This is a genomic window from Corynebacterium sp. 2571A, from assembly GCF_055700935.1.
Window position 1 is genome coordinate 250,116 of sequence record NZ_JASTTE010000003.1, and the last position, 17,467, is coordinate 267,582.

Here is a 17,467-nt window from a genome sequence, read left to right on the forward strand (position 1 = left end):
GGCGGGCAATGAGCATTACCGATAACGCCACCGGCGGCGTCAACGAGCCGGAAGAATTTTCTCAACAGTCGGAATCTCAGGACAACGCGCAAGGTGTGGCAGCAGAAGCTGCGGAGAACACCGGGGCTGCGCAAGCTTCTGAGGGCGCCGGCGCCGAATCCCAGGATTCGGCCAATGACAACTCCCAGGGGTTTGACGGCCTAGGCCTGCCAAGCGAAGTGCTTGACGCCGTGGCCAGCGTTGGTTTCACCACCCCTTCTCCCATCCAAGCGGAAACCATCCCGATCCTGATGGAAGGCCGCGACGTGGTCGGCCTCGCCCAGACCGGTACCGGCAAGACGGCGGCCTTCGCGCTGCCGATCCTGGCCCGCATCGACGAGCAGGCCCGCCACCCGCAGGCCCTCGTGCTGGCTCCGACCCGCGAGCTGGCCCTGCAGGTCGCGGACTCCTTCCAGTCCTTCGCCGATCACCTGGGCAACATCGAGGTCCTGCCGATCTACGGCGGCCAGGCCTACGGCATCCAGCTGTCCGGCCTGCGCCGCGGCGCCCAGATCATCGTCGGCACCCCGGGCCGCGTCATCGACCACCTGGAGAAGGGCTCGCTGGACCTGTCCCAGCTGCGCTTCCTGGTCCTCGACGAGGCCGATGAGATGCTGAACATGGGCTTCCAGGAGGACGTCGAGCGCATCCTGGAAGACACCCCGGACAACAAGCAGGTCGCGCTGTTCTCGGCCACCATGCCGAACAGCATCCGCCGCCTGTCCAAGCAGTACCTGGACAGCCCGGCCGAGGTGACCGTCAAGTCCGAGCGCCGCACCAACGACAACATCACGCAGCGCTTCCTGTTGACCCCGCACCGCGCGAAGATGGACGCGTTCACCCGGATCCTTGAGGTCACGGACTACGACGCCATCATCGTCTTCTGCCGGACCAAGCACGAGACCGAAGAGGTCGCCGAAAAGCTGTCCGATGCCGGCTATTCCGCCGCCGCTATCAACGGCGACATCGCGCAGAACCAGCGCGAGCGCACCGTGGATCAGCTCAAGGACGGTCGCCTGGACATCCTGGTGGCCACCGACGTGGCCGCCCGCGGCTTGGACGTCGAGCGCATCACCCACGTGGTCAACTACGACATCCCGAACGACACGGAGTCCTACGTCCACCGCATCGGTCGCACCGGGCGTGCCGGCCGCACCGGCGAGGCCATCCTGTTCGTCACCCCGCGCGAGCGGCGCATGCTGCGCTCCATCGAGCGCGTGACCAACGCGCGGCTGGAGGAGATGGAGCTGCCGACCGTCGACGAGGTCAACGTCAAGCGCAAGGAGAAGTTCGCGCAGTCCATCACGGAGACCCTGGGCGACAAGCAGATGGAGCTCTTCCGCGGCCTGGTCCGCAAGTACTCCGAGGTCAACAACGTGGGCATGGACGACATCGCGGCCTCCCTGGCGGTACAGCTGCAGGCCGGCTCCGAGTTCCTGATGAAGGAACAGCCGGTCAGCAAGAAGGACAAGCGCGACAAGGAGCGCTTCCGCCGGGACGATCGCGGCGACCGCGGCGACAAGCGCGGCGGCCGCTTCCGGGATCGCGACCGGGACCGCGGTCCGAAGCGCCCGGACGGCGACTTCGAGACCTACCGCCTGGACGTCGGCAAGCGCCAGAACGTCCGCCCGGGTGCCATCGTGGGCGCCATCGCCAACGAGGGCGGCCTGTCGTCCAAGGACTTCGGCCGGATCACCATCGCGGTGAGCCACACCTTGGTCGACCTGCCGAAGAACCTGGACCCGGCCGTGCTGGACCGGTTGAAGGACACCCGGATCTCCGGGCAGCTCATCAACATCCAGAAGGACACCGGGCGCCCGCCGCGCCGCGGATTCCCCCGCGACGATAACCGCGACAACCGCGACCACCGCGGGGGCCGCCGCCGCGACGGCGGACGCCGCGGCGACAAGGGCGGCCGCGGCCGCTGGCGCGACTAGCGCGCTAAACGGAGAGCCCCACAGCCAGCCAGGGAACCACAGGAAGCCCGGCGCAGTCTATAAAGGCATGCGCCAACGCTTCCTGTGGTTCCTTTGTCTGTGCACCCTGGTTTACCTTTGCGCGCAGCTCGCCCCGTTTGTTAAGCCCGCGGCGCCCGACGGGCTGCCGGAGCTTAGCGCCAGTCTGGCACGGGTGGAGGCGGTCGAGCAGCGCCAACGCGTGCTGGGCTACGAGCGCGAGGCCTTCGGTTTCGGGTGGGCTGCGGCCCCGCGCTCGGCGTGCACCACCCGGGAGGTCGCCATCCTGGAGCAGACCTCGCAGCTGCGCCGCAGCGGCGCCTGTGACATCAGCCGGGGCAGTCTCCACGATCCTTATGCCGATACCGAGGTGCCCCTGCGCCGCGGGGATACCCCGGTGGAGGTCGACCACGTCTTCCCGCTGTCTGCCGCGTGGGACCTGGGCGCGCACACCTGGTCGGCGCAGCGGCGGCAGGAGTTTGCCAACGATCCGCTCAACCTGGTGGTGACCCGGGACGAGGTCAATCGCGACAAGTCCGATGATCTGCCGGCCCGGTGGCTGCCCCCGGCGGCGGGGCAGCGCTGCTGGTACGTGCGCCGGGTGGCGGCGGTCGCCGCGAAATACGGCCTGCCCCTGCCGCGGCGGGACCTTCAGGTCATGCGGGCGCAGTGCCGGTTGACCATTTGACCCGGTTTAACGATAGGGTTAACTGCGGAAGCCGTGTCCCATGCACGGCAGTTTTCCTATGAGCGGCGCTTTCCCTTAGCCGTCGCAAAAACCCGTGAGAAAGGTTCTGGAGCAACTTTTATGACTTCTTTGTTCATCGCCGCGCACGTGATCGCCGCGATCTTGCTGTTGGGCCCGGTCACCGTGGCGACGTCGCAGTTCGGCCCGCAGATGCTGAAGGCCGCCGAGGGCGACGACAAGGCCCTCGGTGCCACCCGCACCCTGCACAACATCACCAATTCCTACGGCTACATCTCCGCGATCGTGCCGATTTTGGGTATCGCCGTCTTCCTGATGGATATGTCCACCTACGGCACCCAGGGCCAGTTCCACGCGTCCATCGTGCTGGCGATTATCGCCTGGGCGCTGCTGTTTTTCCTGATCATCCCGCGCCAGAAGAAGGCCATGGCCGCCCTGGCCGGTGAGGGCACCACCGATTTCGCCAAGGATAAGAAGCAGCTGGCCATGTTCAGCGGCATTTTCAACCTGCTGTGGGTTGTCATCGCCATCCTGATGTTCCTCTAAGATCGAAAAGGGGACATCGGCAAGCAAAAATCCCGCCTTCCTGACCGCGCACGAACGCGGCGGGGAAGGCGGGATTTTCTTTTGTGCGGGAAGGCGCCGAGCGGGCTAGCCGGAACTAGTCCTTGACCTGCTGGGCGGCATCCTCGAAGGCGACGTCCTCGTCCTTGGAGACGATCTTGACGAGGTTTTCTGCCTGGTCGAACTCGTCCTGGACTTCCTTCGGCGGCTGCTTGGTCGCCAGGGAGACCACGACGGTTACGATGAGCGAGAGGGCGAAGCCCGGGACGATTTCGTAGAGCGTATCGGTCAGCGCCGGGATGTTGCCCCAGATGATGGTGGTCAGCGCGCCGACGACCATGCCGGCGATGGCGCCGGTGGCGTTCAGGCGCTTCCAGTACAGGGACAAAAGCACCAGCGGGCCGAAGGCGGCGCCGAAGCCGGCCCAGGCGAAACCGACCAGACCCAGGATGGAATCCGACGGGTTGATGGCCAGCAGGGCGGCAACCACCGCGACGGCGACGACGGCGGTCCGCGAGAGGTTGATCAGCAGGCCCTGGGAGGGCGACTTCTTGGAGAAGATCTTCCACAGGTCCTCGATGAGCGAGGTGGAGACCACCAGCAGCTGGGAGGACATGGTGGACATGATGGCGGCCAGCACCGCGGTCAGGACCAAGCCGGCCGGCAGCGGGTGGAACATGACCTGGGCCATGTCCAGGAAGACGGTCTCAAAGTTCTCCTGGTCGGTGATGGAGTAGTCGTTCTGGGTGAAAAAGACCGTGGCGGACAGGGCCACGAAAATGGCGCCGAGGACGGACAGCGCCATCCAGGTCACGCCGTAGAACCGGCCCTGGCGGGCATCGGAGGGCTTGCGCAACGCCATGAAGCGAACGATGATGTGCGGCTGGCCGAAGTAACCCAGGCCCCAGGCGACGTTGCCGATGATGACGCCCGCGGTCACGCCGGAGACCAGGGAGAAGTAGTTCGGGTTCTCCAGCACGCCGTTGGTGGCGTACGGGTTCTCCGCCGCGAAGGAGAAGATATCGGACGGGTTGTCCAGGGAGATGATCGCCATGACGGGCACGATGATGAGCGAGCAGAACATCAAAAGGCCCTGGACGACGTCGGTGTAGGACACGGCGAGGAAGCCGCCGACGAAGGTATAGGCGACGGTGACCGCGGCGATGACCAGCATGCCGGTCAGGTAGTCGCCGCCGAAGGTGGACTCGAAGTAGCGGCCGCCGGAGACCATGCCGGAGGAGACGTAGAAAGTAAAGAAGAAGATGATGATCAGTGCGGCGATAATGCGCAGCAGGCGGGACTTGTCGCGCAGGCGGTTTTCGAAGAAGGACGGGACCGTGATGGAGTTTCCGGCCACCTCCGAATAGGCGCGCAGGCGCGGGGCGACCCACTTCCAGTTAGCCCAGGCACCACAAGTCAGGCCGATGGCCATCCAGACCTCGGACATGCCGGTGAGGAAGAGGGCGCCGGGCAGGCCCATGAGCAGCCAGCCGGACATGTCGGAGGCGCCCGCGGACAGGGCCGCTACGAAGGGGTGTAGCCCGCGCCCGCCCAGAACGTAATCGTCGTATTGATCGGTTTGCTTGTAGCTCCAGTAACCGATGGCGAGCATCGCGAAGATATAAATGATGATCGCGATGACATACCAGGTTGAGGTATCCACGAAGGCTCCTTGCAGTAATTGATGTGTAAAACAGTGCGCCGCCCGGGCGCGATAAAGCTCAAGCGGCCCAGGGGCGGGAAAGAACGGTTGCCTACAGAGTCTTTTTCCCAGGTGGTGCCGTGGGAGTATGACCTGCGGAACATAACAAGGGTAACGAGACTCACAGAACTGCCCAAGCTATAAAACTCCCCGTCACAGGTGCGTGGCAGGCTTTTATGAAGCAATGAGGAGGTTCACCACTGTTTATAACGAGACGGTAACAATCGCAGGTGGTGGGCGTCCCACCGTCGTTTGCGCGGAAAACGCGTCCTTTCCTCCCCTCAAAGGAGGGTAGGCATCCGTGCTGGCCAGCGGCCTAAGCGGGCATCTGAGTGGGGGCGGCAGGCCGACGCCCGCAAACAGTGTGGCTGGCAGGAAAAGCCGCGTGTCGGCCATCGGTGTTAGACTATTCGGCATGTCTGGATACCTTCTGCACGGCCTGTGGCTGCCTGTGTCTGGGTTTAGCCTGTGGGTCGAACAGGTGGAGGGGCACAAGATCGTCACGCCCGCCTCCGTGCCGGAAGGGACCTTTCCAGAGGCCGTCGAGAGCCTGCTTTCCAAGAAGTCTTTCCGCAACCGCGCGCGGGTCTCGCTGCGCACGCCGAAGGGCAAGGACGTCTCGCTCATGGCGCCGATGGCCATGTTCGGGCCGCAGGACGCCATCGTGGCGCTGTCCCAGTTATCCTTCCTGGACGAGCGGACCCCGGCGGCGACCGCCGAACAACGCGCCTCTATTGCCCCGGATCTCTATTGGCTCATCCGGGCCTACCGCGGGCTGACCAAGTTCGTGCGCGCGGGGCGCGTGACCATCCGCCTGTCCTACCAGGCGGGCGAGTGGTTCCCCATGTGGCAGCTGGCCGCCGGGCTGGGGGAGCGCGGCTGGCTGGCGGAGATGATCGCCGCGGCCCCGGGGATTTTGACTATCAATAACCGATCCCTGTCGGACGACCTCATCGATGAGCTCACCCACTGGATCGCCTTCATGGAGCTCAAAGACCTGCTGCATACGCCGCGGCCGTACGCCTGGCACGATTTCGCGCAGGCCATGCTGACTACCTCGCCCATTAAGCGCGGCCGGGCGCAGCTGCTGCGGGGCTTGAATGAGTGGAAGGACTCGATCGCCTCGGTCGACCTGCAGCTGGTCATCATCGTCGAGGAACCTGGCGAAGAAGAGACCTTACTGGAGCCCTCCCAGGCGGTGTGGCCGGTGCGCCTGCGGGTCCGCTCCGGCACGGACTCGCCGCAGCCCATCCGCGTCGATCAGCTCGACGCCCGCTCGGTGGAGAAGCTGCGCGACTCGCAGCGCCGGGCCATCGGCATCGCCCCCGCGCTCAACCCCAGCTCCTCGCGGCCCGCACCCCGCTGGTACGACAACGCCGGGGACTGGGACGTCTACCTGAGCACGGACGCGCTGGTGCAGTTCATCGGCAGCGACGTCTCCGCGCTCAAGGCCGCCGGCTTCACGGTGATGCTGCCCAAGGCCTGGGCGCAGGCCGAAACCAAGGCCCAGCTGGAAACCCGAGAGGTCACCGACCCCGCGGTTGCGGCCACCAAGTCGCAGGTGGGCCTGGAGAAACTAGTCGAATACGACTGGCACATCTCCGTCGGCGACGTGCAGCTGAGCGAACAAGAGATGGAGGAGCTGGTCAACTCCAAGTCGGGGCTTATCCGCCTGCGCGGCGAGTGGGTCATGGCGGACACGCAGGCGCTCAGCCGCATTACCGACTACATGGACAAGCTCAACCAGACGGCCTACAAGCGCCGGAAGAAGCAGCTGGAGGCGGCCGCCAAGGAGGCCGAGCGCGCCCGCCTGCTGGAAACGCCGGGCTGGGAGCAGCTGGTCGCGGACGTAGAGCGCCAGCTCGCCGAGTTCAACCAGGCCGACAAGGATACGGACGAATTCGGCGAGGTCACCATCGCCGAGCTACGCCAGCTGGCCCTGGAATCCATGGCCAACGAGCCGATCGAATTCACCGGCTCGAAGTGGTTCAACGGCCTGCTGGGCGGCATGGACACCGTCGCCCCGCAGCGCGTCGCGGTGCCGGACACCGTGCATGCGGAGCTGCGCGAATACCAGCGCCGCGGCGTCGACTGGCTGTATTGGATGTCGCAGAACAACATCGGCGCCGTGCTGGCCGATGACATGGGCCTGGGCAAGACCCTCCAGCTGCTGACCCTGCTGGCGGTCGAAAAGGAAAAGGCCCGCAAGGACGGCAAGGAGCTCGGCCCCACCCTGGTGGTCGCGCCGACGTCCGTCGTGGGCAACTGGGCGCGCGAGGCCGCGCGCTTCGTCCCGGATTTCACCGTCCTGGTCCAGCACGGTTCCGGCCGCCTGAAGGATAAGGAGCTGCTGACCGCGGCTGCCGATGCCGACCTGGTCATCACCTCCTACGGCACCGTCGGCCGCGACTTCAAGCAGCTCGGCCTGGTCGAGTGGGACCGCGTGGTCCTCGACGAGGCGCAGGCGATTAAAAACTCCGCGACCCGCAGCTCCCGGGCGGTGCGCTCCCTGCCGTCGCGCCACCGCATTGCGCTGACCGGCACGCCGGTGGAAAACCGCCTGTCGGAGATGCGCTCCATCCTGGACTTCTGCAACCCCGGCATCCTGGGCTCGACTAGCTTTTTCCGCAACCACTTCGCCAAGGCCATCGAGCGGGAGCAGGACCCCACCATGACCGAGCGCCTGCGCCTGCTCACCGCGCCGTTTATCATGCGCCGGCTGAAGACAGACCCGAAGATCATCGACGACCTGCCGGAGAAGTCCGAGCAGATCCTCACCGTGTCCATGACCGCCGAGCAGGCCTCCCTCTACAAGGCCTTCGTGGACGACGTCCAGGTCCAACTCGAGCAGCGGCAGGGCATGGCCCGCCGCGGGCTGGTGTTGTCCTCGCTGACCCGCATCAAGCAGATCTGCAACCACCCGGCCCACTTTCTCGGCGACGGCTCGCCGGTGACCATCAAGGGCAAGCACCGCTCCGGGAAGGTCGCCGAGCTCATGCGGATTGTCGACGACTCGATCCAGGCCGGCGAGCGCCTGCTGGTCTTCACCCAGTACCGCGCCTTCGGCGATATCTTGAAGCCCTACCTGAGCGAGCAGCTGGGGCGGGAAATCCCGTTCCTGCACGGCGGAGTCACCAAGAACAAGCGCGACCAGATGGTCGAGGACTTCCAGGACCCGGACGGCCCGCCGGCGATGATCCTGTCGCTCAAGGCCGGTGGCACGGGCCTGAACTTGACCGCCGCCAACGTCGTGGTGCACATGGACCGCTGGTGGAACCCCGCGGTGGAAAACCAGGCCACCGACCGCGCCTTCCGCATCGGCCAGCGCAAAAACGTCCAGGTCTACAAGATGATCACCGCCGGCACCTTGGAGGAGAGCATCCAGGATATCCTGGACGGCAAGACCACCCTGGCCGGCTCCGTGGTCGGCGAGGGCGAAGGCTGGCTCACCGAGCTGGATCCGGAGCAGCTGGCCTCCCTGATGAGCTACCGGGGCAGAGAGTAGGAGGAACCGGGCATGAGCGTGTCTAAAGACAACGTCATCTACGCCAACTTCGGCACCCGCAAGCGCGTGACCACGGCGGAGGAGACCAACAAGGTAACCCGCAGCGGGGCTGCCGGGCCCGTGCTCTCCCCGGCCGCCCAGCGCGTCTGGTCCGTCATCAGCAAGGCCACCGACGACGGCCGGCTCACCCGCGGGCGCCAGTACGCGCGCGCCGGGCACGTGGTGGGCCTCGACGTGCGCAACGGCGCCATCCACGGCCGCGTCGCCGGCTCCCAAAACGAGCCCTTCACGGTCCTGATGCAGCTGCCGTACCGCTCCAACGACGACCTGGCGCGCATCAACGAGCTGCTGGCGCGCACCCCGAACGCCCTGCGCAACGCCCACGAGGGCCACCTAAGCGAGGAGGTCCTCGACCTGCTCTTTGCCCCCACGGCCGACGACCTGCGGCTGAGCTGCTCCTGCCCGGATTCCACCCCGGTCTGCAAGCACGTGGTGGCCGTGGCAGATCGCCTGGCCAGCCGTATCGACGCCGACGCGTCGGTGGTCTTTGCCTTCCGCGGCCTGAATTTCCTGACCCTGGAACAGGCGGTCTTGGAGGAGTCGCAGGCCGCGTCCCAGGACGCCTTGGCTAACGATGCCGGACTGACCAACGACGAGCGCAACGACCTGTTCTGGAAGGGGCGCCAGCTGCCGGACCTGCCCCGGCCCAAGGTCGCCCCGGCGCTGGAGGATTCCGACCCGGACCTGCTGCGCAAGGCCATGCGGGCGGTCTCGCACACCAACGTGGATTTGCTGCGCTCGATCTCCGACATCGAGGACATGTACCACCACCTGACCACCCGCTAGCTTCTGTAAACGGGTGTTCGATAGTAGCTTCGGGCGTGTGTCCGGAGGCTGTGTTAAATATTGGGTATGACTTCAACGACGTTCATCCACACCTCCGACCTGCAGATCGGGATGGAGCGTGGCTTCTTAGGCAGCGACGGCCAGGCGCGTTTCAACGCGGCCCGGCTGGCCAGCATTGACAAATTGGGCGAGCTCGCCGCCGAGGTAGGCGCGGACTTCATCGTGGTGGCCGGGGACGTCTTCGAACACAACTCGCTGTCGCCCCAGACCACCGGGCGCGCCCGGGAGGCGCTTGCCCACCTGGATGTTCCGGTCTACCTGCTGCCCGGCAACCACGACCCGCTGGTGGCGGACTCCATCTTCTTCCGCACTCAGGCTGAGGGGATCCACGTCATTGGGGACTCGGAGCCCATCCCAGTCGCGGACGGCGTCGAGCTGGTCGGCGCCCCGTACCTGTCGAAGCGCTCCAACCATGACCTGGTGGCGGTCGCCCTCGAGCCGCTGGAGCCCATCGACACGATCCGCGTGGCCGTCGGCCACGGGCAGGTCGAATCCCGCACGTCAGAGGATGACGCAGAGCTGATTGACTTAAGCTTGGTCGAGGACAAGATCCGCGCCGGGGCCATCGACTATCTCGCGCTGGGGGACACCCACTCGGCCATGCCGCTGGGCAGCACCGGGGCGGTGTGGTTTTCCGGGGCGCCGGAGACCACCGCCTTCCACGAGGTGGACAACGACGCCGGCGAGAACAACTCCGGCAAGGCCCTGGCCGTGACCATCGAGAAGACTGCTGCGGGCAATGCGGCGGTGACGGTGGAGCAGCACCAGCTGGGCGAGTGGCGCTTCGAGGCCCTCAGCGCCGAGCTGACCACCAGCCAGGACGTGGACCACTTCATCGAGAAATTGAAGGCCTACCCGCACAAGGACCGCACCGTCATCAAGTACGGCCTGCAGGGGACCCTGGGTATCCAGGACACCCAGCGCCTGCAGCACGAGTTGGAGGCGCTGGAGCCGGTCTTCGCGGACCTGCGCGAGCGCGGCCGGACCATGGACCTGCACCTCGCCCCGTCCGAGGACGAACTCGCAGACCTGGACTTGAGCGGCTACGCGGCCGGGGCGCTGGAAGAAATCATTGCGGGCATGGACGCGGACCCAGTGGCCCGGGACGCGGCGAATTTGTTGTTCCGGCTTTCCTCGTCGGGCGCGCGGAAAGGGGCTAAGTAATGCGGATTCACTCGCTCGAGCTGCGCAATGTGCGCGCCATCGAACACCTCAAACTAGAAGACCTGCCCGACCACGGCGTGGTGGTCATCCACGGCGACAACGAGGCCGGCAAATCCACCCTGGTCGAGTCCATCAACGTGGTCCTCAAACTGGCGCACAGCTCCCGCGCAAAGAACACGGTGGGCGTCCTGCGCCCGGTGGGCAAGGACGTCTCCCCCGAAATCACCCTGGAGGCGACCGTGGGGCCGTACCGCTTCCGGATCTTCAAGCGGTGGTTTAGCAAGCAGGCCGCGGAGCTGACCGTCTTCTCGCCGCGCCCGGAAAACCACACCGGCCGCGCCGCCGATAAGCGCCTCGAAGAGATTCTGGACGAGCACCTAGACCAAGATCTCGTGGAAGCCCTGTTCCTCAAGCAGGACGACCTCGGCGCGGCGGTCGAGGCCGTCGGCATCCCCTCGCTGCGCAGCGCCCTGGAGCAAAGCTCCGGCAGTCAGGCCCTTGGGGAGGCGCAGGATTCCGGCCTCATGGACAAGGTCGAGGAGGAATACCAGCGTTATTTCACCGAGAAGAAGGGCGAGCCGACCGGCGAATACAAGCGCGCGGCCACGGAGCTATCAGCCGCCCAGGACGCGGCCGAGCAGGCGGACAAGGAGCTCGCGGAGCTGGAAGGCTACGTCCGCGACTACGAGCGGGCGGTTGACCAGCGCGAGCAGGCCGCCCAAGAACAGGACCCTGCCCGCGCGGAGCTGGAGCAGCGCGCCGCGGAGCTGAACGCGGCGCACCAGGCCCAAGACGCCTTCGCGGCCCGGGAAAAGGACTTCAACCAGGCCCAGCAGGCCGAGGAGCGGGCCCAGGAGGACCTGCGCGGCCGCCAGGATCTGTTAGCGGAGATTGAGAGCAATCACAAGCAGCTCGCCGCGGCGCAGGAAGAACTCGCCCCGGTGGCCGAGCAGGCCGCGGCTGCCGACGAACGGCTCAAGACCGCCCGGGAGCAGTCGGCGGAGTCTGCCAAGGCGCTGGCCGAGGCGCGCCAGCAGCGCAAGGACGCCGCTGCCGAGCACAAACGGGTGGTAGACAGCGAGCGGCTGGCCAAGCTGGGCAAGCAGTTGGGCCGGATCGATGGGGTTGCCGAGCAGCTGGACGCGGTGCGCCAAGACATCGCCGCGCGCGGCCACGCCGTGACTGAGGCGGAACTGGCTGACCTGGAGCAGTTGTCCCAGGATGTCCAGCTGCACCGGCGCCTGCAGGAGGCCGCGCAGTCGAAGCTGTTTTTCCGCTCCGAGTCTGGCGCGGACACGGAGATTACCGTCGACGGTCTGCCGCAGACGGTGGCGGCCGGGGCCGAGGAGCTCGAGGTTCCCGTCGAGGACGGCACGGAGCTGGTCATCGGCGCCCTGCGGGCCCGGTTTGCCGCCGGGCAGCAGGGGACTACCGCGCGTTCAGCGCGGGAGGAATACGAGCACGCCAAGCGCCGGCTTGCGGACCTGCTGGAGGCGCTAGGCTGCGACAGCGTGGAGGCGGCCCGCGCGCTGCGCGAGCACCAGGCCGAGCAGGACCGTGCGGCCGAGCGGCTGCGTCATGAGATGGACACGCTGGCCGCCGGCGAAGACGTGGAGCAGCTGCGAGCCGAGCACCGCGCGCTGAGCGAAGCCCTGGCGGACGTGGACACCACGGACCTGGTGGATGCCGCCACCGCCGCGGCCGCGCTGTCTGCCGCTGAGGAGGCGGAAGAGAAGGCCCAGAAGGCGCAAGAGGACGCCGCCGCGGCGGTAGCGCGCGAGGAAGAGCTCAACCTCTCGGAGACGCTCATGCGCCACCAGGTCACGGTGGAAAGCCTGCGCGACGCTGTCGCCCGGGCCGAGCAGTCCCTGGCCCGGGCACGCGAGCACCGCAGCGACGACGAGCTGGATCAGGCGCTTGCCGTCGTCTCCGAACGGCTGGCGGCGGCCCGCGACGCGCGGGAGGAGGCGCGGGCGGCTTTGGACGCGGCGGATCCGGAACGAGCGGAGCAGCTGCACGCGGGTGCGCAGGCGCACCTGAAGTCGCTGGAGGAGGCCTGGTCGCAGGCCGACCGGACCATCGCCACGCTCACCGGCTATATCGAGCGGGACCAAGGTAGTGCCGAGCGCGCGGAAAAGGCCCAAGCCGAGGTCGAGAACGCCCGCGACCGTTACGACTCCCTGGATCGGCGCGCGCAGGCCGTGAAGTACCTGCGCGCGGTGCTCCTGCGCCACCGCGAGGAGGCCCGCCGCAAGTACTCGGCGCCGTTCGCCGACCGCCTGGGCCGGCTGGCCCGCCGGGTCTACGGCGGCGACGTCGAATTCCAGCTGAACGAAAACCTCGAGGTCACCCAGCGCACCCAGGACGACATCACCATCAACCTCAACGAGCTGTCCGGCGGCGCCCGGGAGCAGCTGGCCATCCTGACCCGGTTTGCCATCGCGGAGCTGGTGGAGGAGTCCGCCGGCGGCGGGGAAGAGGGCGGGGCTAAGCCGGTGCCGGTCGTCATCGACGACGCGTTGGGCTCGACCGACTCCGAGCGCATCCGGCTGATGTCCACGCTGTTTAGCGAGGTGGGCAAGCGCTCCCAGGTCATCGTGCTGACCTGCATGCCGCAGCGCTACTCTCGGGTGCCAGGAAGGGTGGCCTTAGACATCGAAGACCTCAAGCGGGCGGACTAGGGCAATGACGCAGCCCGGGCAGGACCAGGTGGAGGCAGCTGCGCGGCAGACTGTCTTCTCCGGCTGGCTAAGCCCGGAGCAGGAGCGCCTGTGGGAGCTTTTAAACTCCGCGGCCCAGCAGGTTGAGGCGAAGCTTGACCGGGCGCTGGAATCCTGCGGCACGCTCACCCAGACTGAGTTCCACCTTTTGGCGGCGCTGTCCCAAGCGCCCGGGTACACGCTGCGCCTGAAGGAGCTGAGCGAGGTCCTCGGCTGGGCGCACGCTCGGGTCTCGCGCCAGATTAGCCGGATGTCGCGGCGCGGCCTGGTCAGCAAGTCGACCGATGGGAGCGACCGGCGGGCGGTGCGGACCCGGATGACGGAGGCCGGCAAGGAAGAACTGGGGCGCGCCGTGCCGGCCTATACCGCGCAGCTGCAGCGCACGGTTTTCGACGGGCTCACGCCCCGGGAGGCCGGCCTTGTGGGGCGGGTAGCGGCGGAGGTGGCCGGGGAAGACCCCGGGGAAGCCGCGGTAGCGAGCTGTTAACTCGGAGGTGGGATAGGGTACGTTGAGTCTATGACTAAGCACACGCGTTGGCTTGACGATGACGAGCAGGACCTCTGGCGAATGCTCCTCGACTCCATGCGGAAGATCGACCGCGGCATGGAGGATTCCCTGCTCTACGGCAGCGACCTCTCGCTTGCGGATTTCTCCATCCTGGTTCCGCTCTCCGAGGCCGACGGCCAGGCGCTGCGTCTGCGCGACCTGTGCAAGAACCTGGGCTGGGACCGCTCCCGCGCCTCCCACCAGGTCAACCGGATGTTGAAGCGCGGCCTGGTCACTAAGGGCAAGTGCGCTGGCGATGCCCGCGGCGTGCTCATCGAGCTCACCGACGAGGGGCGCCGCCGCCTGGAGCGCGCCGCGCCCGCCCACGTGGAATCCGTCCGCCGCCTGGTCTTCGATCACTTATCGGACACGGACCGCGCGGGGCTGCGGCGTTTTTGTGAGGGCGTGCTCGCCGTGGACAACATCCCCGGCCAACCCGGCTTCGTCCCCGATGCCCGCCTGGGCGAGAAGGTAGAGTAAGGGCCATGATGGGCCAAGAGTTGTTCGAGCAACCGCACAAGCAATACGAGCAGTACCACCTCACCGCCTTCCCGGAAGAATCCGCCGCCCTGGGCGATCCGGAACACTTCCCGGACGGGGAGCCGACCGCCGAGCAGGCTGAGATCATGGAAAAGCTGCTTGAGGCGCACCCCGATAAGGCCCTGACCTTCGACGCGGCGACGGACCTGTGGATCGCCGGCGCGGAGCGGGATGTCGAGGCGCTGTTTAGCGCGCGGGAGGAATTCGTCGCGGCCCTCGAGGAAGGCATCGACCCCGAGGCCTAGCCTAGAAGGGTGTAGCTGCCCGCAGGGCGGAGTCGAAACTAGTACGTAGATACTGCTAAGATAGCGGTTGAATCGGGCCGGTCACGGCCAGTGGAGTCGAAAGGAAGCGAAGTAATGACTTCTCGTTTGGAGCAGGAAAAGCGCGAGGCAGAAGCTCGCGACCGCGGTGACGGCGTCGGCAAGGTCATCCTGGAGTGGATCCCGATGGGCATCATGATGCTCGTCGTGATGGGCCTGCTGATGACCGGGATGCTCGCCCTGGAGCCGGGCCCCATGGATCTCTTCTAATCCCGCTTTAGTTTCTGCACGCTCCCTGACCACGGTGGTCGGGGAGCGTTTTGTCTGCGCGGTGTTAGATTGGAAGCTATGAATAATAAGTCAGCAGACGTAGAGATTCGGCCCGCGCGCGAGGACGAGCTTCCCGCCGCCGTAGAGGTGCTCGCCCACACCTTCGCCCAGGACCGCGCGGTGCGCTCCATCATGGCGCACACGGGCGGCCAGCACAACAACGTGGATTTTGCCCGCGCCATTTATGAAATCCAGGTCTACGGGCACTATTTCCCCAACGGGGAGGTGGACCTGGCCATTGACGACGGCGAAATCGTCGGCGTGGGCCTGTGGGCACGGCCGAATAAGCAGATGTCGACGCCCAAGTTCGTGGCGCTGCTGCCGAAGTACATCAACCTGTTTCGCCGCGCGGTGCCGTTCGTGGCCCGGCGGGAGGCGCGCACCGCCGGCGCCCACCCGGGGTTCGCCCATTGGTACCTTTTTGCCATCGCGGTGAGCTCCCGCGTCCAGGGCAAGGGGATTGGCTCGACGATGCTCAAGCACGGCCTGCGCCGCGCCGGCGATGCCCCGGTCTACCTGGAGGCTTCCACACCGAAGTCCGCGGCGCTGTACCGCTCGCTGGGCTTCGTGGAACTCGGCCCGATCGAGGTCGCCGGCGACAAGCTGGCCGACCCGCCAGAGGTCGCCATGTGGCGGCCTACCCCGCGCGACGACGACTAGCCGCAACAAAAGGCCCGCCCCCAGAACTTCTTGCTGGGTGCGGGCCCTTTTCGTGGTGTCCCCGACAGGGATCGAACCTGCGACCTTCGGTACCGGAAACCGATGCTCTAATCCGCTGAGCTACGGAGACATTGTCACCATTGCCGTTCCTTGGAACGACAATGATGAAATTCTAACCCATCGAGCCAGTTAGTGTTAAATCAGCCCCGGTGCTTCGTTAACGTCGCTGGTCCCGGTGCGCAGATAGTCCACCACGATCTCGTCGACAGCCGCGTTGCCGGCCGCGACGTGGCCGTGGCCCGGGCCGTGGACGGTCACGACGTGGGAGCCCATCTGGCGAGCCATATCGCCGTGGAACTGGTACGGGGTCTGCGGGTCGCCGGTGGCGTTGATCTGCAGCGGGCGGTGCTCCAGCCCGGCGCCGCTCAGCGCCGGGACGGAGGCCACCGGGCCGCGGCCGTTGCAGGCGATCCCGGCCCCGTACAGGGAATTGACCATCGTGAACGGGTCCTGGGTGACCACGGCCGACCACACATACGACGGGACCAGGCCCGGGTTGGCGGGGAAGGAGTTTTCGTTGCACAGGACGAGGTTCTGCATGGCCTGGGCCTGGCTTTGTGACTCGAGCGCCTTACGGGCCTGCTCCGGATCCTGGGGCCCGCCCAAGTCCTCTATACCGGCGATGTGTTTGGCCAGTGCCTCCCACCCCGCCGGCGAAGGCACGATTAGGCGTGTCAGTAATAGGGTGGGGGAGTTGGTCTGGGACGCCTGCGGGTTGCGGGCCTTATCACCCAGGAACTCGGCCTGGACGCGCAGCTCACCGGTCGCGGTCATGATGTTGGCTGCCGGCTGGCTGGAAAACTCCAGCCCCGGGGGCAGGTCGCCGATCTTGGCGTCCGGCGGCAGGACCGTCGGTCGCACGCCGGCCTCGCGGGCGACCTTGCGCGACCACGCCTCGTAGGCCTGGAGGGGAGTGGTGCCCAGGTGGTAGGTGGCGTCGTTAGCCGCGACGTAGTCGAAGAAATCGTGCAGCGCGTTCTCGTAGCCGGACTGCTGGTCGGCCAGGGTGCCGTTCCACGCGCGGGCGGGGCTCATGGCCGAGTCCAGCACGACCTTGTCGGTGTGCTGCGGGTAGAAGGAGGCGTAGGTAGAGCCCAGCAAGGTGCCGTAGCTCAGCCCCATGATGGAAATCCGGTCCTCACCCAGGGCCTGGCGCACCATCTCCCAGTCGCGGGCGGTGTTTTCGGTGGTCAGCGAGTTGGTGTAGCCGGGCGTGGACTTCTCGCAAGAATTGCGGATATAGGCGCCGGGGCGGGTGGCGGCGTCGAAGTCGCTGCCGCCCGGCTGGGTGCACTCCACCGGGGTGGAGCCGGGCAGGCCGCGCGGCTGGACCGCCACGCGGTCCCACTCGTTGACGATGCCCTCGGGCCAGGCGAACTGCTCACTGCCGAAGTAGGAGTAGCCGTCCCCGCCCGGGCCGCCCGGGTTGCCGAAGAGTACGCCGCGCTTGGCCTGCGGGTTGGCGGCCGGCACGCGCAGAAAGCCGACGCTGATGGTGCCGGACGACGGGTTGTCGTAGTACGTGGGGACCTCAATACGGCCGCACTCGGCGTTGTCCTCGGTGACCTGCTCGGGGCAGTCCTCCCACTGGATCTGCGGGGCGGCGTTCGGGAGCTGTTGGGCTACCGCCGGGCCGGCGGTGAGGCTGCAGGCGACCCCGAGCGCTGCCAGGACGGAGGCAGCGGCCCGGGCCGGGCGTTTCTGAGAAGGTCGTAGCACCTGATTCTCCTAGGAACTGAGTCAGTAAAGAAAATGAAAATAGAAAATAACGGAAACCGTAAGGTTTGAGTACTTTTACACTATCGC

At 66.6% G+C, this 17,467-nt stretch carries 14 protein-coding genes and 1 tRNA gene; 12 read left to right on the top strand and 3 right to left on the bottom strand.

The features are described 5' to 3' along the window. The first annotated feature begins 8 nt into the window (after positions 1-8). The 3 genes from QQS53_RS07595 (at position 9) to QQS53_RS07605 (ending at position 3,246) form a co-directional block, all read left to right on the top strand. Positions 9-1,976: a DEAD/DEAH box helicase gene (locus QQS53_RS07595; RefSeq protein WP_472775259.1), complete on the top strand. Its 1,968-nt coding sequence runs from the start codon at positions 9-11 to the stop codon at positions 1,974-1,976. 67 nt (positions 1,977-2,043) lie between these two features. Continuing rightward, positions 2,044-2,682, top strand: a complete 639-nt coding sequence (locus tag QQS53_RS07600) for an HNH endonuclease family protein (protein ID WP_472775260.1) — start codon at positions 2,044-2,046, stop codon at positions 2,680-2,682. Positions 2,683-2,802: 120 nt separating this feature from the next. Next, complete coding sequence (locus tag QQS53_RS07605; protein WP_472775261.1) at positions 2,803-3,246, top strand: DUF2269 domain-containing protein; 444 nt, start codon at positions 2,803-2,805, stop codon at positions 3,244-3,246. Positions 3,247-3,361: 115 nt separating this feature from the next. On the opposite strand, the gene putP is transcribed toward QQS53_RS07605, so the two are convergent. Continuing rightward, positions 3,362-4,927: a sodium/proline symporter PutP gene (gene putP, locus QQS53_RS07610; protein WP_472775262.1), complete on the bottom strand. Its 1,566-nt coding sequence runs from the start codon at positions 4,925-4,927 to the stop codon at positions 3,362-3,364. A gap of 454 nt (positions 4,928-5,381) precedes the next feature. Between putP and QQS53_RS07615 the strand changes: the two genes are divergently transcribed. The 9 genes from QQS53_RS07615 (at position 5,382) to QQS53_RS07655 (ending at position 15,601) form a co-directional block, all read left to right on the top strand. Then, on the top strand, positions 5,382-8,471 hold the full coding sequence (locus tag QQS53_RS07615; RefSeq protein ID WP_472775263.1) for a DEAD/DEAH box helicase: 3,090 nt from the start codon (positions 5,382-5,384) through the stop codon (positions 8,469-8,471). A 12-nt stretch (positions 8,472-8,483) separates the two neighbouring features. Continuing rightward, positions 8,484-9,317 carry an SWIM zinc finger family protein gene (locus QQS53_RS07620; RefSeq protein WP_472775264.1) on the top strand — a complete coding sequence of 278 codons (834 nt, stop codon included), beginning with the start codon at positions 8,484-8,486 and terminating at the stop codon, positions 9,315-9,317. A gap of 66 nt (positions 9,318-9,383) precedes the next feature. Continuing rightward, positions 9,384-10,541, top strand: coding sequence for a metallophosphoesterase family protein (locus QQS53_RS07625; RefSeq protein ID WP_472775265.1), 1,158 nt, complete (start codon positions 9,384-9,386; stop codon positions 10,539-10,541). After that, positions 10,541-13,222: an AAA family ATPase gene (locus tag QQS53_RS07630; RefSeq protein WP_472775266.1), complete on the top strand. Its 2,682-nt coding sequence runs from the start codon at positions 10,541-10,543 to the stop codon at positions 13,220-13,222. The genes QQS53_RS07625 and QQS53_RS07630 overlap by 1 nt, the downstream gene beginning before the upstream one ends. 4 nt (positions 13,223-13,226) lie before the next feature. Continuing rightward, on the top strand, positions 13,227-13,748 hold the full coding sequence (locus tag QQS53_RS07635; RefSeq protein ID WP_472775267.1) for a MarR family winged helix-turn-helix transcriptional regulator: 522 nt from the start codon (positions 13,227-13,229) through the stop codon (positions 13,746-13,748). Positions 13,749-13,778: 30 nt separating this feature from the next. Further along, the gene (locus QQS53_RS07640; RefSeq protein ID WP_472775268.1) at positions 13,779-14,288 is read left to right on the top strand and encodes a MarR family winged helix-turn-helix transcriptional regulator; all 510 of its coding nucleotides are present in this window, start codon (positions 13,779-13,781) and stop codon (positions 14,286-14,288) included. Positions 14,289-14,293: 5 nt separating this feature from the next. Next, positions 14,294-14,593, top strand: a complete 300-nt coding sequence (locus QQS53_RS07645; protein WP_472775269.1) for a molecular chaperone GrpE — start codon at positions 14,294-14,296, stop codon at positions 14,591-14,593. 114 nt (positions 14,594-14,707) lie between these two features. Then, positions 14,708-14,881 (top strand): hypothetical protein, encoded by a 174-nt coding sequence (locus QQS53_RS07650; protein WP_472775270.1) that lies wholly within the window; start codon positions 14,708-14,710, stop codon positions 14,879-14,881. Positions 14,882-14,959: 78 nt separating this feature from the next. Continuing rightward, positions 14,960-15,601, top strand: coding sequence for a GNAT family N-acetyltransferase (locus tag QQS53_RS07655; protein WP_472775271.1), 642 nt, complete (start codon positions 14,960-14,962; stop codon positions 15,599-15,601). A gap of 53 nt (positions 15,602-15,654) precedes the next feature. On the opposite strand, the gene QQS53_RS07660 is transcribed toward QQS53_RS07655, so the two are convergent. Then, positions 15,655-15,731: transfer RNA gene (locus QQS53_RS07660), tRNA-Arg, on the bottom strand. 65 nt (positions 15,732-15,796) lie between these two features. Beyond that, the gene (locus tag QQS53_RS07665; protein WP_472775272.1) at positions 15,797-17,380 is read right to left on the bottom strand and encodes an alpha/beta hydrolase; all 1,584 of its coding nucleotides are present in this window, start codon (positions 17,378-17,380) and stop codon (positions 15,797-15,799) included. Positions 17,381-17,467 lie beyond the last annotated feature (87 nt).